The sequence below is a fragment of the Microbacterium oxydans genome, from assembly GCF_900095745.1.
GTDB classification, from domain to species: domain Bacteria; phylum Actinomycetota; class Actinomycetes; order Actinomycetales; family Microbacteriaceae; genus Microbacterium; species Microbacterium oxydans_B.
Map to the genome: position 1 here is coordinate 1 of NZ_FMIR01000013.1, position 26,428 is coordinate 26,428.

The 26,428-nt window shown below is 69.5% G+C and carries 24 protein-coding genes; 14 read left to right on the forward strand and 10 right to left on the reverse strand.

The genetic code is table 11. The features are described from left to right. Window positions 1-1,370 (forward strand): biotin/lipoyl-containing protein (locus BQ2383_RS05390; protein WP_091031271.1); only part of this gene is annotated, 1,370 nt, incomplete at its 5' end. 85 nt (window positions 1,371-1,455) lie between these two features. On the opposite strand, the gene BQ2383_RS05395 is transcribed toward BQ2383_RS05390, so the two are convergent. Continuing rightward, window positions 1,456-2,904: an NAD(P)H-quinone dehydrogenase gene (locus tag BQ2383_RS05395; RefSeq protein WP_029262532.1), complete on the reverse strand. Its 1,449-nt coding sequence runs from the start codon at window positions 2,902-2,904 to the stop codon at window positions 1,456-1,458. A gap of 48 nt (window positions 2,905-2,952) precedes the next feature. On the opposite strand from BQ2383_RS05395, the gene BQ2383_RS05400 reads away from it, so the two are divergent. The 3 genes from BQ2383_RS05400 to BQ2383_RS05410 are packed head-to-tail and all read left to right on the forward strand — an operon-like array spanning window position 2,953 to window position 5,722. Further along, on the forward strand, window positions 2,953-3,786 hold the full coding sequence (locus BQ2383_RS05400) for a purine-nucleoside phosphorylase (protein WP_091030742.1): 834 nt from the start codon (window positions 2,953-2,955) through the stop codon (window positions 3,784-3,786). After that, the gene (locus tag BQ2383_RS05405; protein ID WP_091030746.1) at window positions 3,783-5,456 is read left to right on the forward strand and encodes a phospho-sugar mutase; all 1,674 of its coding nucleotides are present in this window, start codon (window positions 3,783-3,785) and stop codon (window positions 5,454-5,456) included. The genes BQ2383_RS05400 and BQ2383_RS05405 overlap by 4 nt, the downstream gene beginning before the upstream one ends. 2 nt (window positions 5,457-5,458) lie before the next feature. After that, on the forward strand, window positions 5,459-5,722 hold the full coding sequence (locus BQ2383_RS05410; protein WP_091030749.1) for an HPr family phosphocarrier protein: 264 nt from the start codon (window positions 5,459-5,461) through the stop codon (window positions 5,720-5,722). A 10-nt stretch (window positions 5,723-5,732) separates the two neighbouring features. Here the strand turns inward: BQ2383_RS05410 and BQ2383_RS05415 are convergent, their stop codons facing one another. Beyond that, complete coding sequence (locus BQ2383_RS05415; protein WP_091030752.1) at window positions 5,733-7,655, reverse strand: BglG family transcription antiterminator; 1,923 nt, start codon at window positions 7,653-7,655, stop codon at window positions 5,733-5,735. 166 nt (window positions 7,656-7,821) lie between these two features. Here BQ2383_RS05415 and BQ2383_RS05420 point away from each other — a divergent pair, with 166 nt between their 5' ends. The 10 genes from BQ2383_RS05420 to BQ2383_RS05465 all read left to right on the forward strand — a co-directional run bounded on the left by BQ2383_RS05420 (window position 7,822) and on the right by BQ2383_RS05465 (window position 17,359). Further along, window positions 7,822-8,139 (forward strand): PTS sugar transporter subunit IIB, encoded by a 318-nt coding sequence (locus BQ2383_RS05420; RefSeq protein ID WP_091030755.1) that lies wholly within the window; start codon window positions 7,822-7,824, stop codon window positions 8,137-8,139. Continuing rightward, complete coding sequence (locus BQ2383_RS05425; protein WP_091030758.1) at window positions 8,136-8,417, forward strand: HPr family phosphocarrier protein; 282 nt, start codon at window positions 8,136-8,138, stop codon at window positions 8,415-8,417. The genes BQ2383_RS05420 and BQ2383_RS05425 overlap by 4 nt, the downstream gene beginning before the upstream one ends. Continuing rightward, window positions 8,414-10,099, forward strand: a complete 1,686-nt coding sequence (gene ptsP, locus BQ2383_RS05430; RefSeq protein ID WP_091030761.1) for a phosphoenolpyruvate--protein phosphotransferase — start codon at window positions 8,414-8,416, stop codon at window positions 10,097-10,099. Before BQ2383_RS05425 ends, ptsP begins: the two co-directional genes overlap by 4 nt. Beyond that, complete coding sequence (locus tag BQ2383_RS05435) at window positions 10,096-11,727, forward strand: PTS mannitol transporter subunit IICB (protein WP_091030765.1); 1,632 nt, start codon at window positions 10,096-10,098, stop codon at window positions 11,725-11,727. Before ptsP ends, BQ2383_RS05435 begins: the two co-directional genes overlap by 4 nt. Further along, window positions 11,724-12,158: a PTS sugar transporter subunit IIA gene (locus tag BQ2383_RS05440; RefSeq protein ID WP_091030769.1), complete on the forward strand. Its 435-nt coding sequence runs from the start codon at window positions 11,724-11,726 to the stop codon at window positions 12,156-12,158. The genes BQ2383_RS05435 and BQ2383_RS05440 overlap by 4 nt, the downstream gene beginning before the upstream one ends. After that, complete coding sequence (locus BQ2383_RS05445) at window positions 12,155-13,312, forward strand: mannitol-1-phosphate 5-dehydrogenase (RefSeq protein ID WP_091030772.1); 1,158 nt, start codon at window positions 12,155-12,157, stop codon at window positions 13,310-13,312. The genes BQ2383_RS05440 and BQ2383_RS05445 overlap by 4 nt, the downstream gene beginning before the upstream one ends. Before the next feature lie 86 nt (window positions 13,313-13,398). Further along, window positions 13,399-14,691, forward strand: a complete 1,293-nt coding sequence (locus tag BQ2383_RS05450; RefSeq protein WP_091030776.1) for a flavin-containing monooxygenase — start codon at window positions 13,399-13,401, stop codon at window positions 14,689-14,691. Continuing rightward, entirely contained in the window at window positions 14,688-15,638 is a 951-nt protein-coding gene (locus BQ2383_RS05455) for a bile acid:sodium symporter family protein (RefSeq protein ID WP_091030779.1), read from the forward strand. Before BQ2383_RS05450 ends, BQ2383_RS05455 begins: the two co-directional genes overlap by 4 nt. Beyond that, entirely contained in the window at window positions 15,638-16,603 is a 966-nt protein-coding gene (locus BQ2383_RS05460; RefSeq protein ID WP_091030783.1) for an SDR family oxidoreductase, read from the forward strand. Before BQ2383_RS05455 ends, BQ2383_RS05460 begins: the two co-directional genes overlap by 1 nt. A 9-nt stretch (window positions 16,604-16,612) precedes the next feature. Continuing rightward, on the forward strand, window positions 16,613-17,359 hold the full coding sequence (locus BQ2383_RS05465; RefSeq protein ID WP_167381545.1) for an alpha/beta hydrolase: 747 nt from the start codon (window positions 16,613-16,615) through the stop codon (window positions 17,357-17,359). Between the two features lie 3 nt (window positions 17,360-17,362). Here the strand turns inward: BQ2383_RS05465 and BQ2383_RS05470 are convergent, their stop codons facing one another. Genes BQ2383_RS05470 through BQ2383_RS05505 form a run of 8 tightly spaced genes read right to left on the reverse strand, consistent with a single transcriptional unit; the run spans window position 17,363 to window position 26,368 of the window. Then, the gene (locus tag BQ2383_RS05470) at window positions 17,363-18,229 is read right to left on the reverse strand and encodes a carbohydrate kinase family protein (RefSeq protein ID WP_091030786.1); all 867 of its coding nucleotides are present in this window, start codon (window positions 18,227-18,229) and stop codon (window positions 17,363-17,365) included. 26 nt (window positions 18,230-18,255) lie between these two features. Then, a complete protein-coding gene (locus tag BQ2383_RS05475; protein ID WP_244175906.1) occupies window positions 18,256-19,371 on the reverse strand; it encodes a polysaccharide deacetylase family protein in 1,116 nt (371 codons plus the stop codon). A 2-nt stretch (window positions 19,372-19,373) separates the two neighbouring features. After that, window positions 19,374-20,489 (reverse strand): adenosine deaminase, encoded by a 1,116-nt coding sequence (locus BQ2383_RS05480; RefSeq protein WP_091030791.1) that lies wholly within the window; start codon window positions 20,487-20,489, stop codon window positions 19,374-19,376. Window positions 20,490-20,539: 50 nt separating this feature from the next. Beyond that, the gene (locus tag BQ2383_RS05485) at window positions 20,540-21,832 is read right to left on the reverse strand and encodes a thymidine phosphorylase (RefSeq protein WP_091030794.1); all 1,293 of its coding nucleotides are present in this window, start codon (window positions 21,830-21,832) and stop codon (window positions 20,540-20,542) included. Next, a complete protein-coding gene (locus tag BQ2383_RS05490; RefSeq protein WP_029262551.1) occupies window positions 21,829-22,227 on the reverse strand; it encodes a cytidine deaminase in 399 nt (132 codons plus the stop codon). Before BQ2383_RS05490 ends, BQ2383_RS05485 begins: the two co-directional genes overlap by 4 nt. 27 nt (window positions 22,228-22,254) lie before the next feature. Then, window positions 22,255-23,541, reverse strand: coding sequence for an ABC transporter permease (locus BQ2383_RS05495; RefSeq protein ID WP_091030799.1), 1,287 nt, complete (start codon window positions 23,539-23,541; stop codon window positions 22,255-22,257). Beyond that, window positions 23,538-24,857 (reverse strand): ABC transporter permease, encoded by a 1,320-nt coding sequence (locus tag BQ2383_RS05500; RefSeq protein WP_091030805.1) that lies wholly within the window; start codon window positions 24,855-24,857, stop codon window positions 23,538-23,540. The genes BQ2383_RS05495 and BQ2383_RS05500 overlap by 4 nt, the downstream gene beginning before the upstream one ends. After that, window positions 24,854-26,368: an ABC transporter ATP-binding protein gene (locus BQ2383_RS05505; RefSeq protein ID WP_091030810.1), complete on the reverse strand. Its 1,515-nt coding sequence runs from the start codon at window positions 26,366-26,368 to the stop codon at window positions 24,854-24,856. Before BQ2383_RS05505 ends, BQ2383_RS05500 begins: the two co-directional genes overlap by 4 nt. Window positions 26,369-26,428 lie beyond the last annotated feature (60 nt).

Consider the following 26,428-nt stretch of genomic DNA (forward strand, 5'->3'; position numbering starts at 1 on the left):
CCCCCGGAACCCCCGGCCCCGTGGCCGGAGCCGATGAGGTCATCGCCTTCGCGAAGGAGTTCGGCCTCCCGATCGCCATCAAGGCGGCCTACGGCGGCGGCGGACGCGGCCTCAAGGTCGCCCGCGAACTCGACGAGGTCGCCGAGCTGTTCGAATCGGCCACCCGCGAAGCCGTCGCCGCCTTCGGTCGCGGCGAGTGCTTCGTCGAGAAGTACCTCGACAAGCCGCGCCACGTCGAGACCCAGTGCCTGGCAGACGCCGAGGGCAACGTCGTCGTCATCTCGACGCGCGACTGCTCGCTGCAGCGCCGCCACCAGAAGCTCGTCGAAGAGGCCCCTGCGCCGTTCCTGACCGCGGAGCAGAACGGCCTGCTCTATTCGGCGTCGAAGGCCATCCTCAAGGAGGTCGGCTACGTCGGTGCAGGCACCTGCGAGTTCCTGATCGGCGCCGACGGCACGGTCTCGTTCCTCGAGGTGAACACGCGTCTGCAGGTCGAGCACCCGGTCTCCGAGGAGGTCACCGGCATCGACCTGGTGCGCGAGCAGTTCCGCATCGCGGCCGGTGGCACCATCGACTACGACGACCCGAAGCCGCAGGGCCACTCGATCGAGTTCCGCATCAACGGCGAGGACCCCGGTCGCGGATTCCTCCCCCAGCCCGGCCCGATCCACGTCTTCAAGACCTTCGGGGGTCCCGGCATCCGCCTCGACTCCGGCGTCACCGCGGGCGACTCGGTCTCGGGCGCGTTCGACTCGCTGCTCGCGAAGATCATCGTCACCGGCAAGGACAGGGCCGAGGCACTGGAGCGCTCGCGCCGCGCACTCGACGAATTCGAGGTCGCCGGTCTCCCCACCGTCATCCCGTTCCACCGCAAGGTCGTGCGCGACCCGGCGTTCACGGCCGAGAACGGCGAGTTCAGCATCTTCACCCGCTGGATCGAGACCGAGTTCGTCAACGACATCCCCGCGTGGGACGGTGAGCTCGAGTCACCGGCCGCCGGCGAGTCGCGCCACACGGTCGTCGTCGAGGTCTCCGGCAAGCGCCTCGAGGTGAGCCTGCCCGACCGCGTGGCCGTCGCTCCGGGCACTGCGGGTCGCCCCGCCGTCGTACCCCCGTCGCGTCGCAGCCACGCCACCACGGCGAACGCGGGCGCATCCGGCGATGCCGTGAAGTCGCCCATGCAGGCCACGGTCGTCAAGGTCGCCGTCGAAGACGGCCAGCAGGTCGTCAAGGGCGACCTCGTCGTCGTGCTCGAGGCGATGAAGATGGAGCAGCCGCTGCAGGCCCACAAGGACGGCGTCATCGGCAACATCAACGCGGATGCCGGGTTGACGGTCTCCGCCGGACACCAGCTGCTCACGATCAGCTGATCCTTCGCACACGAAGCTCAGGGACCGCGTCCCGGAAATGTGAAAGGCGCCCCACCGAGGTGGGGCGCCTTTCTCGTCCTGCGTCTCAGGAGATGTTCACGAGGTGCATCGCCCGGCTGGCGTCGGTGATGCTGCTCGAGAGCGACGGGTATGCCGCGAACACCCGCGAGACCTGGTCCACCGTGAGGCGACGCTCGACGGCCACGGCGATCGGATAGATCAGCTCGGAGGCCTTGGGGGCGACGATCACGCCGCCGATGACGGTGCCGGATCCCTTGCGGGCGATGAGCTTGACGAAGCCGTCCTTGATGCCCATCATCTTGGCGCGCGGGTTGGCCGCGAGCGGGAGCTTGTAGACCATGCCGTCCGCGACGCCGTCCTCGACGTCCTTGACCCCGTATCCGACCGTCGCGATCTCCGGAGCGGTGAAGATGTTCGAGGTGATCTTGATGAGCTCCAGCGGGATCACGATGTCGCCGAGCGCGTGGAAGACCGCCGTGCGCCCCTGCATGGACGCGACCGAGGCGAGCGGGAAGAAGTTCGTGCAGTCGCCGACCGCGTAGACGTTGGGCACCGAGGTGCGCGCGACCTTGTTCACCCGCACGTGACCCGAGTCGTCGAGCTCGACGCCCGCCTCCTCCAGGCCGATCCCCGCGGTGTTCGGGATCGAGCCGACGGCCATCAGGCAGTGGCTCCCCTCGACCGTGCGGCCGTCGGACAGCGTGACGGTCACGCCCTCTTTCGTGGCCTCGACCTTGTCGGCACGGGACTTCGAGAGCACCTGCATGCCGCCGCGCTTGAACACCTTCTCCAGGACGCTCGCCGCATCCTTGTCCTCGCCGGGGAGCACCTGCTCGCGGCTGGAGATGAGCGTGACCTTGGCACCGAGGTTCATGTAGGCGGAGGCGAACTCCGCGCCGGTCACGCCCGAGCCCACGACGATGAGGTGCTCCGGCAGCGCCTTCATGTCGTACAGCTGCGTCCACGTGAGGATGCGCTTGCCGTCGGGCTTCGCGGAATCGAGCTCACGGGGCGACGCCCCCACGGCCACGACGATGGTGTCGGCCTCGACGCGGTCGAAGTCCGTGCCTTTCTCGCCCGTCGACACCACGATCGCGGTGGGGCCTTCGAGGCGTCCGTGCCCGGAGAGAATCCGGACGCCGGCTTCGAGCAGGGTGGCTCGCATGTCCTCGGATTGCTGCCCGGCGAGCGCGATGAGACGCTTGTTGACGGCGGCGAGGTTGATCGCGATCTCGGGCTTGAGCGGCTTGCCGTTCTCCCCCTTGGCGTAGAAGTTCACGCCGAGGTCGCTCGCCTCGGAGATGGCCACCGCGGCATCGGCCGTCGCGATCAAGCTCTTGGAGGGCACGACGTCGGTGAGGACGGCCGATCCACCGACTCCCACCCGCTCGACCAGGGTGACCTCCGCTCCGAGCTGAGCGGCCGCGAGGGCCGCCTCGTAACCGCCGGGACCGCCGCCGAGGACGGCGACGCGCTGAGTGCGCTCGAAAGTGGTGGAAGACATGCAACCCATTCTTCCGCAATCCTGGCCCCGGAGCCTGCACCTTCCTAGAGTGGATCCATGCCCGAAACGCACAGCAACCCTCTCGATGACCCGACCGCGAACCCGTTCGAGGTCGCCGCACAGGCCGCCGCCGACATCGCGCGTCTGACCGGAGTCGAGAATCACGACATCGCTCTCACCCTCGGCAGCGGCTGGGGCAAGGCCGCCGACATCATCGGCGAGACCATCGCCACGATCCCCGCCACCGAGGTCACCGGGTTCTCCAAGCCCGCGCTGGAGGGCCACGTCGGCACGCTCCGCAGCATCCGCACGCCCGGCGGCAAGAACGTCCTCGTGATCGGCGCGCGCACGCACTACTACGAGGACCACGGCGTGCGCCGCGTCGTGCACAGCGTCCGCACCGCCGCCGCCACGGGGGCCAAGATCATGGTGCTCACGAACGGCGCCGGAGGCATCCGCGAGACCTGGACGCCCGGCCAGCCGGTGCTCATCAGCGACCACATCAACCTCACCGCCGACTCCCCGCTCGAGGGCGCGACCTTCATCGACCTGACGGACCTGTACTCGAAGCGCCTGCGCGACGTCGCGCGCAGCATCGATCCGATGCTCGACGAGGGCGTGTACACCCAGTTCCGCGGCCCCCACTACGAGACCCCGGCCGAGGTACAGATGGCGAAGCACATCGGCGGACACATCGTCGGCATGTCGACCGCTCTCGAGGCCATCGCCGCCCGCGAGGCCGGCATGGAGATCCTCGGCTTCTCCCTCATCACGAACCTCGCCGCCGGGATCCAGCAGACCCCGCTCAGCCACGCCGAGGTGATCGAGGCCGGGCGTGAGGCCGAGCCGGTGATCTCCGCGCTCCTGGCCAGGGTGGTCGAGGCGCTGTGAGCGAGGAGCGGATCGCGCAGGCGCGCGCCTGGCTGCGACAGGACCCCGATCACGAGACCCGCGACGAGCTGGCCGGCCTCATCACGCGGGCCTCCGGCGGGGATGACGCCGCCGTCGCGGAACTCGACGACCGGTTCCGCGCGCGCCTCGAGTTCGGCACCGCCGGCCTCCGCGGCGAGCTCGGTGCCGGAAGCAACCGGATGAACCGCGTGCTCGTGGCGCAGGCGGCCGCCGGATTCGCCGCCTACCTGCGCGAGAAGGCGGCGGAAGGGCACACTCCGACCGTCGTGATCGGCTACGACGGACGCCGGAACTCCCGCGTGTTCGCCGCGGATTCGGCCGAGCTGTTCGTCGGCGCCGGCCTGCGCGCCATCCTGCTGCCCCGCCTGCTGCCGACGCCCGTGCTGGCCTTCGCCGTCCGTCACTTCGGCGCGGACGCCGGCGTGATGGTGACCGCGAGCCACAACCCGCCGAACGACAACGGCTACAAGGTGTATCTCGGCGGCGCCGACCAGGGCTCGCAGATCGTCGCTCCCGCGGATGCCGAGATCGCCGCGCACATCCAGCACACGGCCGATACCGGCTCCGTGGCGGCGCTGCCCCGCTCCACGGCCTACGAGACCGCCGGCGAGGATGTCGTCGAGGCGTACATCGCGGCCACCGCGGCCGTGGCTCCCGCACCCGCCGGCTCCTCCGGCATGCGGTGGGTCTACACCGCCATGCACGGGGTGGGCTGGGAGACGCTGTCGCGCATCGTGCGGGACGCCGGCTACCCCCAGCCGTTCGTCGTCGACGAGCAGCTGACGCCCGATGCGACCTTCCGCACCGTCTCGTTCCCGAATCCCGAGGAGCCGGGAGCGATGGACCTCGCCTTCGCGCGGGCCCGCCGTGTGAAAGCGGACTTCATCCTCGCCAACGACCCCGACGCCGACCGCCTGGCGGTCGCTGTTCCCGACGACTCCGCCGCGGACGGCTGGCGTCGCCTGACGGGCAACGAGGTGGGACTCCTGCTCGGCGCGAGGGCCGCCCGCGCCGCGGCCGGAACACCCGGAGCCTCGCTCGCCTGCTCGCTGGTATCGTCGCCCGGCCTCGGTGCCGTCGCTGCGCATCACGGTCTCGACTTCCACGAGACCCTGACCGGATTCAAGTGGATCTCCCGCGCCCCCGGCATCGTCTTCGGGTTCGAGGAGGCGCTCGGCTACCTCGTGAACCCCGAGACGGTGCGCGACAAGGACGGGGTCTCTGCGGCGATCGCCGTGCTCGGCCTCGCCGCCGAGGCGCGAGACCGCGGGGCCACGCTCATCGATCTGCTCGATGAGCTGGGCGAGACATACGGGCACTTCGCCAGCGGCCAGGTCTCGGTGCGGGTCGAGGATCTCGCCGTCATCGGCAACGTGATGCTCTCGCTGCGCTCGCTGCCGCCGACCCACATCGCCGGACGCACCATCACCTCGGCCGAAGACCTGCTGCAGGCGGCACCGGGACAGCCCTCCGGTGACGTGTTGCGGTATCGCCTCGGCGACGGCTCGCGCGTCATCGTCCGACCGAGCGGCACCGAACCGAAGCTCAAGGTCTACATCGACGCCCGAGCGGACTCCGCCGAAGCGGCGCGCGGTGCCGTGGCAGAGCTCGAGGCGGGAGTGCGCGCCCTGCTCGACGAGCGCTCCTGAGCATGCCCACCCGACGCCTGATCGTCAGCGCGCACAACGGCGCGCACGCCCGCCCGGTGGCCGAGCTCGTGCGACTCGCGCACTCGCACGACGCCCCGGTGACCCTGCGCACCGCCGACGGCACGACCGTCGACCTGAGCAGCGTGCTGGCGGTCATGGACCTGGGGATCTCGTCCGGAGACGCGGTCGTGCTCGAGACGGCGGCCTCCGGCACCGCGGACGACATCCTGGATCAGCTCGCCGAGGTGCTCGCACCGCGGGAGTGAGCCTCGCGGATCAGCCGTCGATCACCGCGACGAGCTCGTCGAGGAAGGCCTCGAACGTGGTGCCCCTGCGCACGATGCGCTGGACGCTCTCGCGCTCGCTGAACACCTCGACCAGCTGCTCGAATACGGTCTGGAACGCCGCCCGGTCGCTCTCGCTGAACGCGGCGAGCGCGACGACCTGCACACGTCCGTCGCCCCACGCGGCCGAGCCGTCCGCCACGCCGATCGCGATGGCCGTGCGGGTCGCCGTCATCTGCAGCGCGTGCGGCACCGCGAGCGCATCGGTGAAGGCGGTCGACGACATCCGCTCACGCACGATCGTGTTCTCGATGTAGTCCTCGCCGATCAGCCCCGCCTGCACGAGGAGCCCGCCGAGGCGTCGGATGATCGTCTCCTCCCCCTCATCCTGCAGGGGAAAGACGTAGGCGTCGGCCAAGAAGTAGCGCGCGAGTTCGCCGCGTAGGCGGGTGAGGCGTCGCCCGCGTCGGACGCGGGCGGCGGCCTGCTGGATGCGGTCGACGTCGGTATCCGTCAGGAACGGCTGGATGCGGACGAAACGGTCACCCACATCCCCCGGTTCGATCGTGCTCAGGACGAGGTCGGTGTCGAAGGATGCCCAGTCCGGATCCACGTTCGTGACGACGGTCGTGACCTCGATCGCAGAGCCGAGTGAGCGGTCGACGCTGGAGCGCAGCAGCTCGTGCAACTCCTGGTACCCGGGGCAGACGATCGTGGCGGTCAGGATCGACTCCGCCTTGCGACTGCGCTCGAGTCGCCCGCCGACGTGCATGGCGATGTACGCGATCTCGTCATCGTGGATGGGCGTGCCGACGCGATCGTGGAGTCCGCTCGCGATCGACACCGCCACCTCGAAGATCATCGGATACGTCGTCTTGAGCGAGCGCGTGAGCGGGTTGCGCGTCAGCGCGCTCTCCTCGGCCCGCCGCAGCAGGTTCTGCACGTGCAGCGCGAGTCGGAGGACGAAGGTCTCGTCCACGAGATCGACCTGGAAGTCTTCGGCGGCGCGCGCGATCTCCGCCCGGACCGCGGCTTCGACGGCCGGATCCACACCGCTGCGCGCGACCTCCCGGGTCGCATCCTCTCCCGGCGCGACGATGCGGGTCAGGACCAGCGAGGCGAGGTGACCGCTGTCGCCGTCGCCGAGGGTCACGTCGAAGTGCTCGGCGGCGAGCCGGGCGATGACGGCGCCCACCCGCGGGATCTCCTCCCGGGCACCCGCCGGCGACGATTCGAGGGCGTGCCCCGCGGCCACCCGCTCGGCGGCGATCGCGATGTGCAGCAGCACGTCGGCGATCGCGAGCTCGTTCACGTAGTAGCCGAGCTCGCCGAGCTCCCGCACCAGCGATGTCTTGAACGGGCCGACCGCGCTGGCGGCCACCGCCGACCGCGACAGGGCGCGCCGGAAGGTCTCGGGGTGGAAGGAGGCGTCATCCATCTCGTCATGCGCGAGCCTGCTGAGCAGGCGCCGCTGCGCGGCTTCGTTCCCCCGCAGTCGCACCCTCTCCCGGTCGCGTTCGAGCGCGAGTTCGGTGCCGTCGAGCAGGCTGCGCACCCGCACCAGGTCCGCCTCGAGAGTCGCCTCACTCACGTGCAGCTCGTCGGCCGTGTCGAACACGTCTATCCCGGCGGGCTCGTCGAGCAGCAGCCGCACCAGAGTGTGCAGCCGATCGCGGGGAGCGGACTCGCCGGTCTGACGCATCCGGAGCGCACCGCGGGCACCGGATCCTGCGCGGTACCCGGCCGGGCCGGACTCGATCACGCCGGCCCCCGGGGTCCGCGCGTTCAGCGCTGCCACGTACGACCGGATGCTGCGGGGCGTGACCCCGAGTAGATCGGCGAGGCTGGCAGCCGTCGCCCACCCTTCCTGGCGCAGCAGGGCGGTGAGGAGCTGGTCCTGACGCTGGCGCGACATGATCCTCCCCTTCCCGCTTGGTGACCGCACTGTCTCGACGTGGTCTCCATGATGTCAGCATGCCGGCATCCCCGGGCGGAAACCGGGGTTCCGCAGGGGCGGAAAGGAACCTGTTGGTGCGGCACCCCTCCCGGTTCCCAGACTGTTCTCAGGAAGGTGGGAATCGATGAGGATCCTCGTGGTGTGCGGCGCCGGTGCGTCGAGCACGTTCGTCGCGCTGCGGCTCCGCACAGCGGCAGCAGCGGCCGGTCTCGGCTGGGATGCCGTGGCGGGCACCGAGAGTTCCGTCGCCGGCTCCGACCACGACCTCGTCCTCGTGGGTCCGCATCTCGGCGACCGGCTCGAGACGATGCGCCGCAGCGTGGAAGCGCCCGTCGCCGTGCTGCCGGACGACGTCTTCACCGACCGTGACGGCTCCCGCACCCTCGACTTCGCCCGATCGATCCTCGCCGCCGCCGGGGACACCCCGAAAGGAACATCATGACCGCCACCCGCACCGTCCGGATCGGCTCCTCCCACGGACTGCACGCCCGCCCCGCGAAGCTCTTCGCACAGGCGGCCAAGGACTCGGGCCTCGCCGTGACGATCGCGAAGGACTCGGGCAAACCGGTCAACGCCGCCAGCATCCTCGGCGTGATCGCGCTCGCGATCGAGTACGGCGACTACGTGACGCTGACGGCCGAGGGCGAGGGAGCCGAAGGCGTGCTGGACACGCTCACCGAGCTCCTCACCACGGACCATGACCAGGACGCCGCCGGATGAGCGAGCTGCGCGGGGTAGGCATCGGTCTGGGCGTGGCCCAGGGACCGGTCGTCCGCATGGCCGAGGCGATGCCGGCTCCGGAGAACACGCCGAGCACGGCGGGCGCCGAAGCCGAGCGTGCGCGGGTTCACGAGGCGGTGGCGACGGTCGCCCGCGAACTGAACGAACGCGGTGAGGCGGCAGGAGGCGCCGCTCAAGAGGTACTGGAAGCGCAGGCGATGATCGCCGAGGATCCGACGCTGCAGGACGAGGTGGACACCCGGATCGATGCCGGGGCGACGGCGGAATGGGCCGTGCACGACGCGTTCGCAGGTTTCCGCGCCACGCTCGAGGCCGTCGGCGGCTACCTCGGCGAGCGCGCCGCCGACCTCGACGACATCGCCCAGCGCGTCCTGGCGCATCTCCGCGGCGTCGATGCGCCCGGTGTTCCGAACCCGGGGCACCCGTTCGTCCTGGTCGCCCGTGACCTCGCTCCGGCCGACACCGCACTCCTCGACCTGGATCAGGTGCTCGCCCTGATCACGACCGACGGCGGGCCGACCTCCCACACCGCGATCCTCGCGAGGGAGAAGGGCATCGTCGCGATCGTCGGCGTCGGAGTCGGCACGCAGCTCGTCACGGGCGAGACGGTGATCGTCGATGCCGCCAGCGGCGTGGTCACCCGCGAGCCGACGGAGGACGAGAAGGACCGCGCAGCTCAGCGCGCCGCTGCCCGCCAGTCGGCCGACACCGCTCCTCCCACTCCCGGCGCCCTCGCCGACGGCACACCTGTCGCGCTGCTCGCGAACCTGGGGAAGCCCGCAGATGCGGCCGATGCGGTCGTTCGGGGGGCCGAGGGCGTCGGGCTGTTCCGCACGGAGTTCCTGTTCCTCTCCTCGGCACAGGCGCCGACCATCGCTCAGCAACGGGAGTCGTACCGCGAGCTGCTGGCCGCCTTTCCCGGTAAGAAGGTCGTGGTCCGGATGCTCGATGCGGGCGCCGACAAGCCGCTGGCGTTCCTCAACGACGCGCACGAGGAGAATCCGGCGCTGGGACTGCGCGGCCTCCGGGCGCTGCGCGCGAGCGAGGACATCCTGCGCGAGCAGTTGACCGCCCTGGCCGAAGCCGACGCCGAGACCGACGCCGACCTGTGGGTGATGGCTCCGATGGTGGCCACCGTCGAGGAGACGATCTACTTCACGGGGCTCGCCCGCGAGTACGGACTGCAGACCGCAGGGGTCATGGTCGAGATCCCGGCGAGCGCCCTGCTGGCCGACCGCGTGCTCGCGCACGCCGACTTCGCCTCGATCGGCACGAACGACCTCACGCAGTACACCATGGCGGCCGACCGCATGCTCGGCTCGGTCGCCGGATTCCAGGACCCCTGGCATCCGGCCGTGCTTCGTCTGGTGCGCGAGGTCGGTGACGCCGGTGCCCGCCTGGGCAAACCGGTCGGAATCTGCGGCGAGGCCGCAGCAGATCCACTCCTCGCCGTCGTGCTCGTCGGGCTCGGTGCCACGAGTCTCTCGATGGCTCCCTCGGCGCTGGCCGATGTGCGACACGCGCTCTCCGAACGCACCCCGTCCGAGGCGCGGAGCCTCGCGGAGGCCGCACTGGCCGCCGACGATGCCCCCTCCGCCCGAACCGCCGTGGCGACGCTCGCCGCGGCACTCCCCCTTCACAAGAAAGAGACGACATCATGACGACGACGTCACCTGCCGCGACCAAACCCGGCGGCCTCCGCGTAGGAGTACAGCGATTCGGCACGTTCCTCTCCGGCATGATCATGCCGAACATCGCCGCCTTCATCGCCTGGGGCTTCATCACGATGCTCTTCATTCCCCGAGGCTTCTTCGGTGCCGAGAGCCCCTTCGGCTGGCACTGGGAAGGGGTGTCCGAGATCCTCGGCGGCGGCGGTGACTCCGTCATCATCGGGTGGCAGGGCGCGATGACATCGGTCGCCGAGACCGCCGACGGCAACATCCTCGCCTACGTCGGCCTGGTCGGTCCGATGGTCACATATCTGCTGCCGCTGCTGATCGCCAACACCGCGGGCCGTATGGTCTACGGCGACCGCGGCGGCGTGGTCGCCTCCATCGCCACCGTCGGCGTGATCGTCGGCACGAACATCCCGATGTTCCTGGGCGCGATGATCATGGGACCGCTCGCGGCCTGGATCATGAAGCAGGTCGACCGGCTCTGGGACGGCAAGATCCGCCCCGGGTTCGAGATGCTGGTGAACAACTTCTCCGCGGGCATCCTGGGCATGCTCCTCGCCATCTTCGGGTTCTTCGCCTTCGGCCCGGCCATGCTCGGCATCAGCGCCGCGCTGGGCACCGCCGTCGACTGGCTCGTGGCGGCGCAGCTGCTGCCGCTCGTGTCGATCATCGTCGAGCCGGCGAAGGTGCTGTTCCTCAACAACGCCATCAACCACGGCGTGTTCACCCCGCTCGGATTCGAGCAGGCCTCGGAGGCCGGCAAGTCGATCCTGTTCCTCATCGAGGCGAACCCCGGCCCCGGTATCGGTCTGCTGCTGGCGTTCAGCTTCTTCGGAGTCGGTGTCGCGAAGGCGTCGGCCCCCGGCGCGGCGATCATCCAGTTCTTCGGCGGCATCCACGAGATCTACTTCCCGTACGCGCTGAGCAAGCCGACCACGATCCTCGCGCTCATCGCGGGTGGTGCCGCCGGCGTGACCACGAACATGCTTCTGAACGGTGGGCTCGTATTCCCGGCCGCTCCCGGCAGCATCATCGCCGTGACCGTCGCGGCCGTCGGTGCGGGCGTCCCCAACCTCCTGGTCGTCTACCTGTCGGTCCTCATCGCCGCCACCGTGACGTTCCTCATCACCGGCGTGATCCTGCGGGCCTCCCGCAAGCGCGACCTCGAGGCCGAGGGCGACACCTTCGGTGCCGCGATCGCGCAGACCGAGGCGAACAAGGGCAAGTCGTCCGCCGCGATGGATGCGCTGCGCACGTCCACGGGCTCGTCGGTGGCGGAGACGTCCGCACCGAGCACCACCGCCGTCGCCACCGCGCCGATCGAGCGGATCGTGTTCGCGTGCGACGCCGGTATGGGCTCGTCCGCGATGGGCGCCAGCGTCCTGCGCAACAAGCTCAAGAAGGCCGGCATCGAGGACGTGAACGTCACCAACCAGGCGATCGCGAACCTCGACGGCACCGCCGACGTGGTCATCACGCAGCAGCAGCTCACCGAGCGCGCCGCGGCGAAGTCGCCGAACTCGGTGCACGTGTCGGTCGACAACTTCATGAACTCGCCCCGCTACGAAGAGGTCGTCGAGATGGTGCGGGCACAGCGAAAGGACACAGAATGAGCGTTCTCACCCCGGTCCAGGTCCGCATCCACCCCGGCGGTGCGACGCGGGACGAGGCGCTCCAGGAGGCCACGGACATCCTCGTCGCCGCCGGAGCCGTGACCCCCGCGTACGTCGACGCGATGCGGCAGCGCGAGGAGACCGTGTCGACCTTCATGGGCAACGGTCTCGCGATCCCGCACGGTACCAACGACGCGAAGGACACCATCCTCGCCTCGGCACTGTCCGTCGTCCGCTACGACGGCGGTGTGGACTGGGCAGGCGATCCCGCGACCTTCGTGATCGGCATCGCCGGGATCGGTGACGAGCACCTCGAGATCCTTTCCCGGATCGCGATCCTGTTCTCCGAGGAGGACGACGTCGCGCGGCTCTCGGCGGCGCAGACCCCGGAGGAGCTCTACGCCCTCCTGTCGGAGGTGAACGAGGGATGAAGGCGGTCCACTTCGGGGCGGGCAACATCGGGCGCGGGTTCGTCGGTCTGCTGCTTCGCCAGGGCGGGTACGAGGTCGTGTTCTCCGACGTCGCCGACGCCCTGGTCGACACGATCAATGCGGTCGACGCGTACACCGTGCACGAAGCCGGCCCCGGAGGGACCGATCACGTCGTCACCGGCTTCCGGGCCGTCAACAGCCGCACGGATCCCGCCGCCGTGGCCGAGGAGGTCGCGTCGGCCGATGTGGTCACGACCGCGGTCGGGCCCACCGTGCTGCGGTTCGTGGCACCGTCGATCGTGGCCGGACTCGCGCTCCGCTCCCCCAATGCCGCACCGCTCCAGGTGATGGCTTGCGAGAACGCGATCGGAGCCACCGACCTGCTCCGCCAGGAGATCGCGACGGCGGCGGGAGCGGATGCCGAGGTGCTGCTCCCCCGCGCGGTCTTCGCGAACACGGCTGTCGATCGCATCGTGCCGGCACAGCCTGCAGACGGCGGGGTCGACGTCACGGTCGAGCCCTACTTCGAATGGGCGATCGAATCGGGTCCGTTCGGCGGGGCACTGCCGGCCATCCCCGGCGCGCACTTCGTCGACGACCTGGCGCCGTACATCGAGCGCAAGCTCTTCACGGTGAACACGGGGCACGCCGCGACGGCCTACTTCGGCGCCCGCGCAGGGATCGAACGGATCTCGGATGCCTTGGCCGACCCGGCCATCGCGGCGAGCGTCTCGGCCGCGCTGGAGGAGACCTCGGCTGTACTGGTCGCCGAGCACGGGCTCGACCCCGCCGACCTCGCGGCGTACCGCGCCACGATCCTCGAGCGGTTCCGCAATCCCGCGCTCGTCGACACGGTGCAGCGGGTGGGACGGCAGCCGTTGCGCAAGATCTCACGGCACGAGCGTTTCGTCGGGCCCGCTGCGATGGCCGCGGAGCGTGGCTTGCCGGCCGAGGCTCTCGTGGCGGCCGTGAGCGCCGCACTGGAGTTCGACGATCCGGCCGACGAGCAGTCGGTGGAGCTCCAGCAGCTGCTGCGCACGGAGGAGCCCGCCGCCTTCACCGCCCGCACCACGGGCCTGGACCCCGAGCATCCGCTGTTCACGGCCATCCGGGAAGCCGTCGCCGCGCGTCAGCAGCACCTCGGAGCCGCCTGACCTCGCGGAACTCGACGCCCCTGCCCACCCATTACGATCGGTGAGCGGGGGCGTTTTTTCGAGCACACTGACGTGCGGGGAGCAGCATGAACAGATACGCCGTGATCGGCGCGGGTCCATCGGGGTTGGCCGCGGCGCGCGCGCTGCAGAAGCGCGGAATCGCCGTGGACGGCTATGAGGCCTCCCATAGCGTGGGCGGCCTCTGGGACATCACCAACCCCCGCAGCACGATGTACGAGTCCGCGCATCTGATCTCGTCGCGCACCACGACCGAGTTCGCCGAGTTCCCGATGCGCTCGCGGGTCGACTACCCCGGCCACCGGGTGCTGAAGGAGTACTTCGACGACTTCGCCGACCACTTCGGGCTCACCGGCCTGTTCCGGTTCGACACGCGCGTCACGCGCCTCGAGCCTCACGACGGCGGCTGGGATCTCACCAGTTCCGGCCCCGACGGCACGGACACGCGCTGGTACGCCGGCGTCGTCCTCGCCAACGGAACCCTCGCCGAGCCGAACGTGCCGACGTTCCGCGGGAGCTTCACGGGCGAATTGCTGCACACCAGCGCCTACAAGTCGCCGGAGCAGCTGCGCGGCAAGCGGGTGCTGCTGATCGGCGCCGGGAACTCGGGCTGCGACATCGCCGTGGATGCCGTGCATCACGCCGTGTCCGTCGACATGAGCGTGCGACGCGGGTACTACTTCGTGCCCCGCTACCTGTTCGGCAAGCCCAGCGACACCCTCAACCAGGGCCGCCCGCTGCCGGCGCGCATCAAGCAGGCGGTCGACAGCCGCGTCCTGCGGGCGTTCACGGGCGACCCCGTGCGATTCGGGTTCCCGAAGCCGAACTACCGCATCTACGAGTCGCACCCGATCGTGAACACCCTGATCCTCAACCACCTCGGGCAGGGCGATCTGCGCATCCGCCCGGACATCGACCGCTTCGACGGGCACACGGTGCACTTCCGCGACGGCAGCGCCAACGAGTACGATCTCGTGCTGCTCGCCACCGGCTACACCCTCGACTATCCCTTCGTCGACCGCGAGCACCTGCACTGGCAGGGAGCCTCGCCACGGCTCTTCCTGAATGTCTTCCCCGCCTCGTTCAACGGCCTCTACGTGATGGGCATGATCGAGGCGTCGGGCATCGGCTGGCAGGGCCGCTACGAACAGGCCGAGCTGCTCGCCGCCTACCTCGACGCCGCCGAGACCGACCCCGCGCGGGCCGCCCGCTTCCGCGACCGGGTCACCGGAACGTCGTGGCCGGATCTGACGGGCGGTTATCACTACCTGGGCCTCGACCGGATGGCGTACTACGTGAACAAGGATGCCTACCGGGGCGCCGTACGGGATGAGAAGCGCGCGCTGGAGGCCTCGGCATGAACGTCGACGATGTCGTGCTCTCGTTCACGCCCGGCACGCTGACGATCCTCAACGTGGTCCTCGGTCTCATCATGTTCGGCATCGCGCTGGACACCTCGCCGAGTGACTTCCGCGTCGTGGCGAAGCATCCGAAACCTTTCGCGATCGCGATCCTCGCCCAGCTGCTCCTGCTGCCGATCGCGACGTTCGTGCTCACGCTCGTGCTTCCCGTGCCGCCGTCGATGGCGCTCGGGATGCTGCTCGTGGCCTGCTGCCCTCCGGGGAACATCTCGCAGGTGCTGACCCACCGCGCCGGCGGCAACGTCGCCCTCTCGGTGTCGCTCACGGCGGTGGGAAACCTCATCTACATCGTCGCGATGCCGCTGAGCATCACGTTCTGGGCCTCGCTGCATCCGACCGCCCGCACTCTGCTGCGCGACATCACGCTCGACCCGTGGCGGATGCTTTTGGAGATCTTCCTCATCGTCGGTCTCCCCTTCGCCGTCGGTCTGCTCCTGCGCGCCAAGGCACCGGGCTTCAGCGCCCGCGTGCAGCCGTTCGTGAAGTGGTTCAGCCTGATCGCGCTGCTCGGCTTCATCATCGCCGCGCTCGTCGGCAACTGGGCGGTGTTCGTGCAGGTTCTCGGCATCATCCTGCTGGTGGTCGCGGTGCACGACGCGGTGGCGCTCGCGCTCGGCTACGGCACAGCGGTGGTCGGCGGACTCGGCACCCGCGAGCGCAAGGCCATGACGTTCGAAGTCGGCATCCGCAACGCCGGCCTCGGGCTCGGCCTGGTGTTCCTGTTCTTCGACGGACTCGGCGGCATGGCGATCGTGGCCGGCTGGTGGGGCATCTGGGACATCGTCGCCGGCCTCGTCCTGGCCGGACTCTGGGCACGGCACACCAGGAAGCGCACGGGTTCGAGCACCGGCGACGCGAGCGGCCGCACGACCGTCGAGGCCGCCTGATGCCCCGGGTGCTGATCACGGGCGGCAGCGGCTTCCTCGGCTCGCACGTGGCTGAAGCCCTCGCGGCCCGTGACGACGTCGAGGTCGTGGTCGCCGCGGACCTGCGAGCGGGCGCACCCCGCGCGGGCGTCATCGATGCGACGCTGGACGTGACGGATGCCGCGGCGATCGCTCCCGTGCTGCGGCAGCACCGCATCGACACCGTGGTGCACCTCGCGGCAATCGTGAACCCGGGTCACGACGTCGACCTGGAGTACCGCGTCGATGTGACCGGCAGCGCGAACGTCCTCGCCGCGTGCGTCGAGACGGGCGTGCAGCGCATCGTGGTCTCCAGCTCCGGGGCGGCGTACGGATACCACGCGGACAACCCGGAGTGGATCGACGAGGACCAGCCGCTTCGAGGCAACGACGCGTTCCCGTACGCCCGGCACAAGCGGCTGGTCGAGGAGATGCTGGCCGAGCACCGGCGTACCCACCCCGAGCTCGACCAGGTGATCTTCCGCATCGGCACGATCCTCGGTCCGACCGTGCGCAACCAGATCACCGCGCTCTGGGACGGTCGGCGGATCCTTCGCATCTCCGGCTCGGAGTCGCCCTTCGTGTTCATCTGGGTGGACGATGTGGCGGCCGCGATGGTGCGGGCGGCGACCGACGGCCCCGCGGGCATCTTCAACGTCGCGGGCGACGGACGGATGACGGTGCCGGAGATCGCTGCTCGTCTGGGCAAACCGCAGATCGTGCTGCCCGCGTGGGCACTGTCGAGCGTGCTGCGGATCGGACGGATGCTGCGGCTCACCCCGCACGGACCGGAGAAGGTCCCGTTCCTGCGGTACCGCCCGGTGCTAGCGAATCGCCGACTGAAGGAGGTGTTCGGCTACACGCCGCGCCGCACCACGCGGGAGGCCTTCGAGGAGTACCTCCGTACGCACTCAGCCGTCGCTCGGGCGGGCGTCGACGCGGGGTAGCGTTGATCCGTGCAGAAGAAGCGTGGCCGCCGGGTCCTGAAACGTGTGCTGTGGAGTCTCGCGATCGTGCTGGTGCTGGCGGTGGTCGGCGTCGTCGCGTACACGCAGATCGGTGTCATGGCCGCCGAGCCGGAACCGCTCGCGAGCGTGCGGGAGAACCCCGCGATCACGGTCACCGACGCGGACGAGGGCATCGTGCTCGCCCCCGCCGACGGCGACTCGGATCTCGGCCTGGTCTTCATCCCGGGCGCCAAGGTCGACCCGTGGGCCTACGCGGCCATCCTCCAGGGGCTCGCCGAGGAGGGAACCACGGTCGTGATCACCCGCCCCTGGCTGAACCTGGCCTTCTTCGACCCGCGCGGACTCGACGCCTTCACCTCGGCCGCGCCCGATATCGATGTCTGGGGCGTCGGCGGACACTCGCTGGGCGGCGTCCGCGCCTGCCAACTCGCCGCGGATGCCGACGCGATCGTGCTGTTCGGGTCGTACTGCGCGACCGACGTGTCGGAGAGCGGGCTTCCCGTCCTCAGCCTCTCCGGAAGCGAAGACGGCCTCTCCACTCCGGAGAAGATCGCGGACGCGCGGGATCTTTTGCCCGCTGACGCCGAGATGGTGGAGATCGAAGGCGCATCGCACGCGTCCTTCGGCGATTACGGCCCGCAGGACGGCGACGGCACCCCGACGATCTCGACGGACGAGATGCACGACGAGGTCACGCGACTCACCGAAGAGTTCCTCGCGCCGCTCGCGCCCTGACGTTCACTCCCCCGCCGAGCCGACGGCCGCATCCAGCAACGGATGCAGGTGCCGCGAACGGAGAACGGCCGCGGCTGTCCGCGCGCCCGCCTCGAGTGCCGCGCCGACTCCCGCGCCGTCCAGGCGCGCGTCGAGCACGCCCGCGAGGAAGGCGTCGCCCGCACCGTTCGTGTCGATGACCTCGACGGGCACCGCGGCCACCCGGTACTCGATTCCTTCTGCATCCACGGCCACCGCGCCCTCCGCCCCGAGCGTGCACACGGCGAGTGAGGCACCGGCGGCGATACGCGAGTGCAGGAACGCGACCGGGTCTGCAAGGCGATCCGCGTTGCAGAACACGGCGTCCGCCGCCGCCAGGAACGGGCGGTGGAACTCGGCCTCACCGTCGTAGTCGTGCACGTCGACCCAGATCGGGACGCCCATCTCGCGCGCGGCCGGCAGGAGCCGCAGCGGTTCGGCGGCGAGGTCAAGCACGATCGCGGCCGCCTCCCCCATCCGTTCGCGCGCCCAGGCGTCGTCCTCGCCCGCGGTCGCGTCCGGCGACGACAGGTACAGCGAGACCCGTTCGCCAGCGCGGGTCATGAGGTTCAGATGCCGCTCGGTGGTTCCTTGACCCCAGCGCACTCGCACTCCCGCACCATCGAGGGCCGCACGCACGCGGTCGCCCTCCTCGTCGGGTCCGGCGAGGGCATAGAGCTGCGTCGCACGCCCGAGCCCGGTGAGGCTCAGGGCCTTGCCGGCACTCGTGCCGCCCACGGTCGCCCACGTCTCCTCGGCGAACTGCATGTGGGGCACCGGCTCGGGAAGCCGATCGAGCACGACGATCGTGTTCCATGACGCGGGACCGGCGATGAAGACGGAGTCGGGCATGCGACCATCCTGCCGTCCCGACGCCGTCAGCCGATGCGCGACACCAGGGCGTCGAGGCCCATGCCGTAGTCGATGCGCACCACGGGGAGGGCGAGCTTGTCGGTGCCGATCGTCACGAACCCGGGTTCGATCGTCCGCGCCATCTCGTAGCCGGCCTGCGTGACACCCTGCTTGGCGGTGTCGTTGTAGTGCCCGAAGGGATACGCGATGACCTCGCGAACGCCCAGAGTGTCGCCGGAGAGGTTGAGGTCGGCGGCGATCTGATCCGCGGTCCAGTTCACCATCAGGCCGTCGCCGTTGTCGCCCGCCTTGTGCATGTCGTGCGTGTGCGAGCGGCGCAGCACGTGGATCGACGGCGGCGGGTCGGAGCGGTAGGCGGTCACCATGAAGGAGGTTGCGAGCAGGTTGTGCGCTGCCACGACGGGGGCCCCGAGGTCGAACCAGGTCTGGTCGGCGTCGTCGTCCGTGATGATCACGCTCCGCGCGGGCAGCGAGAGCCGACCGTCGATGAAGGCACTCAGTTCGTCCCAGGTGGGCAGGTAGAAGCCCGTCGTCGCGATGTGGTTCATGTGCGCGTCGAAGTCGCCGATGTACGCGTAGTTCCCGCGCAGCCACCCGGACTCGCCCTCAGGATTCGCCGTGAACTGGTGGTACATGAGGATCGGGACCTGCACGCCCTCGGCCGTGTTCTGCTCCGGCGTCTTCCAGGCGGCGAAGAGCTCGACCTGCTGCTGGTCGCAGACCACGGGGTCCGCACCGTTCACCCGTGCGGCGACGGTGTAGGCCGCGGCATCCGCCGCCGTCGCGTACCAGCCGGCGAACACGCGGCCGGCGAGCGCCGGGATCGGGAGCGCCTGGTACAGACCGTCCTGCCGCTGCAGCTGGGGGTCGGCCGGAACCCCTTCGCCCGTGAACGTCACCGCGCAGGCGAGCGGATCATCGGCATCCGCGATGAGCTGCTCCGCCGGTGTCAGCGGCGTCGGGGTCACGATCGGCGTCGGCGTCCGTGTCGGCTTCGCTTCGGCCTCGGCCGGTGCGTGGTTCAGCCAGACGTATGTCGTGAAGCCGGCGCCCACGACGACGATCACGGCAGCGATGATGATGCCCGCGACGCCCCCGCGCCGCCTCCCCCCGGAAGCCACGGTCAGATGTCGAATCCCTCGGCGATCAACTCGACGAGCTCCTCCCGCTCCTCGACGGGGAGGAACGCGGCCGCAGCCGCATTGAACTGGAACGTCTCGAGATCGTCGAGGTCGTACTCGAACGTCTCCACGAGCAGGGCGAGCTCGCGCGTCAGCGAGGTGGCGCTCATCGTGCGATTGTCGACGTTCACCGTCACCGCGAATCCGAGCTGGTACAACAGGTCGAACGGGTGGTCGGCCAGGGTGTCGCCCCACGCGGCGATCGCTCCGGTCTGCAGGTTCGACGACGGCGAGAGCTCGAGCGGGATCTCGCGGTCGCGCACCCAACGGGCCAGATCGCCGAACTGCACCTGTACCTCGTCGCCCTCCTGCGTGACGACCTGGAGGTCTTCGGCGATACGCACGCCGTGGCCCAGGCGCAGCGCGCGACCGTCGATCAGCGCCGATCGGATCGAGGCGAGACCTGCGGCCTCGCCCGCGTGTACGGTGACCGGGAAGAAGTTGTCGGCGAGGTAGTCGAAAGCCGCGCGGTGGTTCGACGGCGGGAAGCCGTCTTCCGGGCCGGCGATGTCGAAGCCGACGGCACCGCGACCGCGGAAGTCGACCGCGAGCTCCGCGATCTCCCGGGCACGGTCGGTGTGGCGCATCGCCGTGATGAGCTGGCCGACGCGGATGCTGCGACCGTCACGGTCCGCCGCGTCCTCACCCTCCTCGATGCCCTGCTGCACGGCTTCGACGGTCTGCTCGAGCGTGAGGCCCTGCGCCTGGTGCTGCTCCGGAGCCCAGCGCACCTCGCCGTAGACCACACCGTCGGCTGCGAGGTCCTGGACGAACTCGCGCGCGACGCGGGTGAGTCCCTCCTGGGTCTGCATGACAGCCGTGGTCAGGTCGAACGTCTTGAGGTACTCGACCAGGGAACCGGAGTCGCTCTGCTTCGCGAACCACTTTCCGAGGGCTGCGGGCGTGGATTCCGGGACCTCGAGGCCGATGGAGTCCGCGAGCTCGAGGATCGTCGAGGGGCGCAGAGCGCCGTCGAGGTGGTCGTGCAGCGACACCTTCGGGAGGCTCCGCAGGGAGACGCCCTGCAGCGTGACGTCGCCGTTCGCATCGATCGACATGGTGATCCTCTCGGTCGCGGATGTGCTCAGTTCAGGCTAGCGGTCGCGCGTCACGCCGTGATGCGCTCGCGCACGATGGGACCGGTGGCCGGAGCCTCGTCGCCGATCTCCCACGAGCCCTCGAGAGCATCGAGAGCCCGGCCGAAGCGTGCGTCGTCGGCAGCGGAGAGGGTGAACAGCGGCTGCCCCGCGACGACGCGGTCACCGGGCTTGGCGTGCAGGTCGATCCCCGCCTCGAAGATCACCGGATCCTCGGCCCTGGCGCGACCGGCTCCGAGTCGCCAGGCGGCGATGCCGAACGGCAGTGCGTCCATGCGCGTCATCACACCGTCGGCCGCGGCCGTCACGACGTGCGTCTCCCGTGCGGTCGGCAGCGCCGCATCGGGGTCGCCGTCCTGGGCGCGGATCATCGCCTTCCAGGTGTCCATCGCCCGGCCGTCGTCGAGCGCGGCCTCCACGTCGGCATCCGGCTGTCCGGCGAGGGCGAGCATCTCCCGTGCCAGGGCGAGGGTCAGCTCGCGGACATCGGCGGGGCCGCCGCCGGCGAGGATCTCGACGGATTCGCGGACCTCGTTGGCATTGCCGATCGCGAGTCCGAGCGGCACGTTCATGTCGGTGAGGAGCGCGGTCGTGGCCACGCCGGAGTCGGTGCCGAGCGCGACCATCGTGCGCGCGAGTTCCCGGGCGCGGTCGATGTCCTGCATGAAGGCGCCGGAGCCGAATTTCACGTCGAGTACGAGCGCGTCGGTGCCCTCGGCGATCTTCTTCGACATGATGCTCGACGCGATCAGCGGGATCGCCTCGACCGTGCCGGTGACGTCGCGGAGGGCGTACAGCTTCTTGTCGGCGGGCGCGAGACCCGAGCCCGCGGCGCAGATGACCGCACCGACGTCGCCCTGCATCTGCGCGAACATCTCCTCGTTGCTGAGGGCGGCGCGCCAGCCGGGGATCGACTCGAGCTTGTCGAGCGTGCCGCCGGTGTGGCCGAGTCCGCGACCGCTGAGCTGGGGAACGGCGACGCCGAACGAAGCGACCAGCGGAGCGAGCGGAAGGGTGATCTTGTCGCCGACCCCGCCGGTCGAGTGCTTGTCGACGGTCTTCTTGCCGAGGGAGGCGAAGCTCATCCGCTCCCCCGACGCGATCATCGCGTCGGTCAGCACGCGGATCTCATCACGCTCCATCCCGCGCTGGAAGATCGCCATCGCGAACGAGGCCATCTGCGCATCGGAGACATAGCCGCGGGTGTACGCGTCGATCATCCACCGCAGCGCCGCCTCGGGGACCGCACCGCCGTCGCGCTTGGCGCGGATCACGTCCACCGCGTCGAAAGGCTCAACAGTCATCGTGCTTCCTCCAGGTCGCGCGGCCCGAATGCATCGGGCAGCACCTCGTCGATCGTGCGGATGCCGGAGACCGTCTCCAGCAGCATGCCCGGCATCGCGTGCTCGAACAGCAGCTGACGGCAGCGTCCGCACGGCATGATCGTCTGTCCGTCGTTGTTCACGCACACGAAGGCGACGAGCTGGCCGCCGCCCGACATGTGCAGATCGCCGACGAGGGCGCACTCGGCGCACAGGGTCACGCCGTAGGACGCGTTCTCGACGTTGCAGCCGGCGACGATGCGACCGTCGCCGACGAGGGCCGCCGCCCCCACGCGATAGCGCGAGTACGGCGCGTACGCCTTCGTCATGGCATCCGTGGCGACCTGGCGCAGTTCGTCCCAGTCGATGTCTGTCATTGCGATTCTTTTCCTCTTCCGACCGGGCTAGGACTTTATGTAGGGCTTGCCGTCGGCGGCGGGCGCCTTGATCTGACCGGCGAACCCGGCGACCGCGAGCAACGTCACGACGTAGGGCAGCATCAGCATGAACTCGCCCGGAATGGGTGTCTTCAGGATCGACAGCAGGTTCTGCAGGTTGGTGGCGAAGCCGAACAGCAGCGCCGCGAGCGTCGCGCGGATCGGGTCCCAGCGACCGAAGATCACGGCGGCGAGGGCGATGAAGCCGAGCCCGGCCGTCATGTCCTTGCCGAACTGCGGCACCGAGACGAGCGTGAAGTACGCACCACCCATACCGGCGATCGCGCCGGCGAGCAGCACGTTCCAGAACCGGGTCGGGTTCACCTTGATGCCGACGGTGTCTGCAGCCTGCGGGTGCTCGCCCACGGCACGCAGCCGCAGACCCCACCGGGTGCGATACAGCCCCCAGGCCACGACGGCGACGGTGATGAACATCAGATACCCGATGAACGTCTGGTTGAAGAGCACCGGCCCGATGATGGGGATGTCGCTGAGCACGGGGATCTCCACGCGCGGGAACCGCACCGGGGTGTTCAGCGTCAACTCGTTCGGTGCGAGCAGCGCCCCGTAGAGGAACCCGGTGAGACCGGTGACCAGGACGTTGAGTACGACACCGACGATCACCTGCTCGACGAGGTACTTGATCGCGAACGCGGCGAGGACGCTGGCGACCAGGACGCCGCCGATCATCGCGCCGACCAGACCCACGAACGGGTTGCCGGTGATGCTCGAGAGCAGAGCGGCCGAGAATGCCCCGAGAAGCAGCTGCCCCTCGATGGCGACGTTCACGACGCCGGCACGCTCGCCGATGACACCGCCCAGGGCGCCGAACACCAGCGGTACCGAGAGCGAGACCGCACCGAACAGCAGGCTCGTGACCGGCACGAGTCCGCCGGCGGACGCCCAGACGAGGAACGCGAAGACAGCCAGCACGCTGTAGGCGATGACCAGCCACAGCGAAGGCGTGCGGTAGGTCCACGCGCGGAGGAACGCTCCGACCGTCAAGACCACGAGGATTCCGAGCACGACCCAGAACGTCGAGGCCGTGGGCAGTGCGACGTCGGGCAGCGCGAGCGCAGACGACTGATCGGAGAGCCGGAAGGTGCTGATGCCGTCACGCGGCACGAACAGGAACAACAGCGCGAGGAGCACGGTGGCGCCTGCGAGGACGATCGGCGCCTTGAGGTGCCGCTCCTTCACGGTCGCCAGCTGTACCGTGCCGTCAGCGGCCTGGGTCTGCACGAGGGACATCATGCCGCCACCGCCTTCTTCGAGGCCTTGGCTCTCAGCCTGGCAGCCTTCTCGATATCGGTCTTCGGGAGGAAGAACACCGTCCGCAGCAGCGGCGGCGCCGCGATGAACAGCACCACGAGAGACTGCACCACGAGGACGATGTCGACCGGGATATCCTGCGCCTGCATCGAGAACGAGCCCGCCTTGAGCGCCCCGAACAGGATGCCGGCGGCGAACGTGCCCCAGGCGCGGCTGCGACCGAGGAGCGCGACCGTGATCGCGTCGAAGCCGATGCCGGCGTCGATCGTCTCGGTCACGCCGGTGGTGACGGCACCCTGGATCTGGTTCATGCCGGCGAGACCCGCCAGGCCTCCGGCGAACAGCATCGCGTAGACGTAGATGCGCTGCACACTGATGCCGGCGGCGCGTGCCGCATGGGGGTTCTCGCCCACGGCGCGCATCCGCATGCCGAGCGACGAGCGCTCGATCAGCCACCAGACGAACAGGGTCGCGACGATCACGATCACGAAGCCGAGATCGAGCAGCGGGAACTGCGGTCCGAGCAGGGTCGGGAACTGCGCGCTCTGCGGCGTCGCCGAGCCGAGTGCCTGGTTGGTGCCCGGCTTCTGCAGCAGGCCCGGCGTGCGGATCATCCACAGCAGCAGGTAGTAAGCGATGTAGTTGAGCATGATCGTGAGGATCACCTCGTGCGCACCGGTGCGCGCTTTGATGAGCCCCGCGATCGCGCCCCAGAGCGCGCCGCCGGCGATACCGGCGATCAGCGTCACCGGGATGTGCAGCCAGATCGGCAGGTCGAGGGAGAACGTCAGGAGCGCCGCAACCGCGACGCCGATGAGCATCTGGCCACGGGCACCGATGTTGAACAGGCCGACGCGGAATGCCAGAGCGACACCGAGGCCGGCCGCGATCAGCGGAGCCGCGAAGCCGAGGGTGTTCGTCAGCGGACGGATCTGGGCTGCGAAGTCCGCGCCGCGGGCGTTGAAGATCGCCCCACGGAACAGCGCCTCGTAGCCGTTGTACACGGCGTTCCAGGCGGCGACGAAGGTGTCGCCCGGCTGGTTGAAGAAGTAGACCGATGCCGCCTGCACGTCTTCGTTCGTGAAGGCGATGAGGATGCCGCCCACGACGAGTGCCAGGACGATCGCGAGGATCGTCGTGACGGCGTTGCCGCGGAGGATCTCCTTGAGGATGAGGTTTCCGCGCGGGGGCGGGGGCACGTCGGAGGGGTCTCGAGGGACGGTGCCTGTGCTCGTGGCGAGCTCCTGCGGCGGGATCCCCTTGGTCACATCGCCCGCGCCGGGCGTCGCTCCGCTCACGCGGCCACCTCCCCTTCGGCCGCTCCGGCCATCATGAGTCCGAGCGTCTCCCGAGGCGTGTCGCCGGGGACGATGCCGACGATCGTGCCGCGGTACATGACCGCGATCCGGTCGGCGAGAGCTGCGACCTCGTCGAGCTCCGTGGAGACGACGATCACGGGGATGCCCGCATCGCGCGTCTCGATGATGCGCTTGTGGATGAACTCGATCGAGCCGACGTCCACGCCACGTGTCGGCTGCGCGGCGACGAGGAGCCGCAGGTCGCGGCTCATCTCCCGGGCGATGACGACCTTCTGTTGGTTACCGCCCGACAGCGTGCCCGCCGCCGTCTCCGGCCCCTGCGTGCGGATGTCGTACTCGGTGATGCGCGCACGGGCGAACTCGTCGAGGGCTGCGCGGCGCAACGTGCCGGCTCGGCTGAAGGCCGGGTCGTCCGAGCGGTCGAGGATGAGATTCTCCGCGACGGAGAATCCGGCGACCAGGCCGTCCTCCGTGCGATCTTCCGGGACGAAGCCGACGCCGGCGTCGAGGATGGCGCGCACGCTCTTGCCGATGAGTTCCTTCCCGTCGAGCACGATGCTGCCTTCGACGCGGGCCGCGAGGCCGACGATGGCCTCCACCAGCTCGGTCTGGCCGTTGCCCTGCACGCCGGCGATCGCGAGGACCTCACCCGGTCGGACGGCGAGGTCGATACCGTCGACGACGATCGCGCCGGTGGGCGTCAGGACGCGCAGTCCCTTGACTTCGAAACCGCCCTCGCCCAGGCGGGGCGGGTCCTTGTGCACGGTCAGTTCGACCGCGCGACCGACCATGAGGGAGGCGAGCTCCGCGTTCGTCGCGGTGGGGGAAGCCTCGCCGACGACCTTGCCGAGGCGGACGATGGTGATCTTGTCGGCCACCTCGCGCACCTCGCGCAGCTTGTGCGTGATGAACACGATCGCCGTGCCCTCATCGCGCAGCTGACGCATGATGTTCATCAGCTCGTCGGTCTCCTGCGGGGTGAGGACGGCCGTCGGCTCGTCGAACACGAGCACCTTCGCGTCGCGCGACAGCGCCTTGATGATCTCGACCCGCTGCTGCACGCCGACGGGCAGGTCGCCCACGAGCGCATCCGGATCGATGTCGAATCCGAACCGGGCAGCCACCGACCGCACGTGCTCTCGCGCCTTCGCGATGTCGAGCCTTCCGAGCGCTTTGGTCTGCTCGTGACCGAGCATCACGTTCTCGGCCACGGTGAAGACCGGGACGAGCATGAAGTGCTGGTGGACCATGCCGATCCCCGCAGCCATCGCGTCGCCAGGACCGCGGAAGCGCTGCACCTCGTCATCGAGGAGGATCTCACCTTCATCGGCCTGATAGAGGCCGTAGAGGACGTTCATGAGTGTGGACTTGCCCGCGCCGTTCTCGCCGAGGAGCGCGTGGATCTCCCCCGGCTCGACCACCAGATCGATGTGGTCGTTGGCCACGAGGCTACCGAATCGCTTGGTGATGCCGCGAAGTTCGAGCTTCATATCTGCACCTTATCCAGAAGAGTTATCCAGAACAGTCATCCAGGAGAATCATCGTCCGTC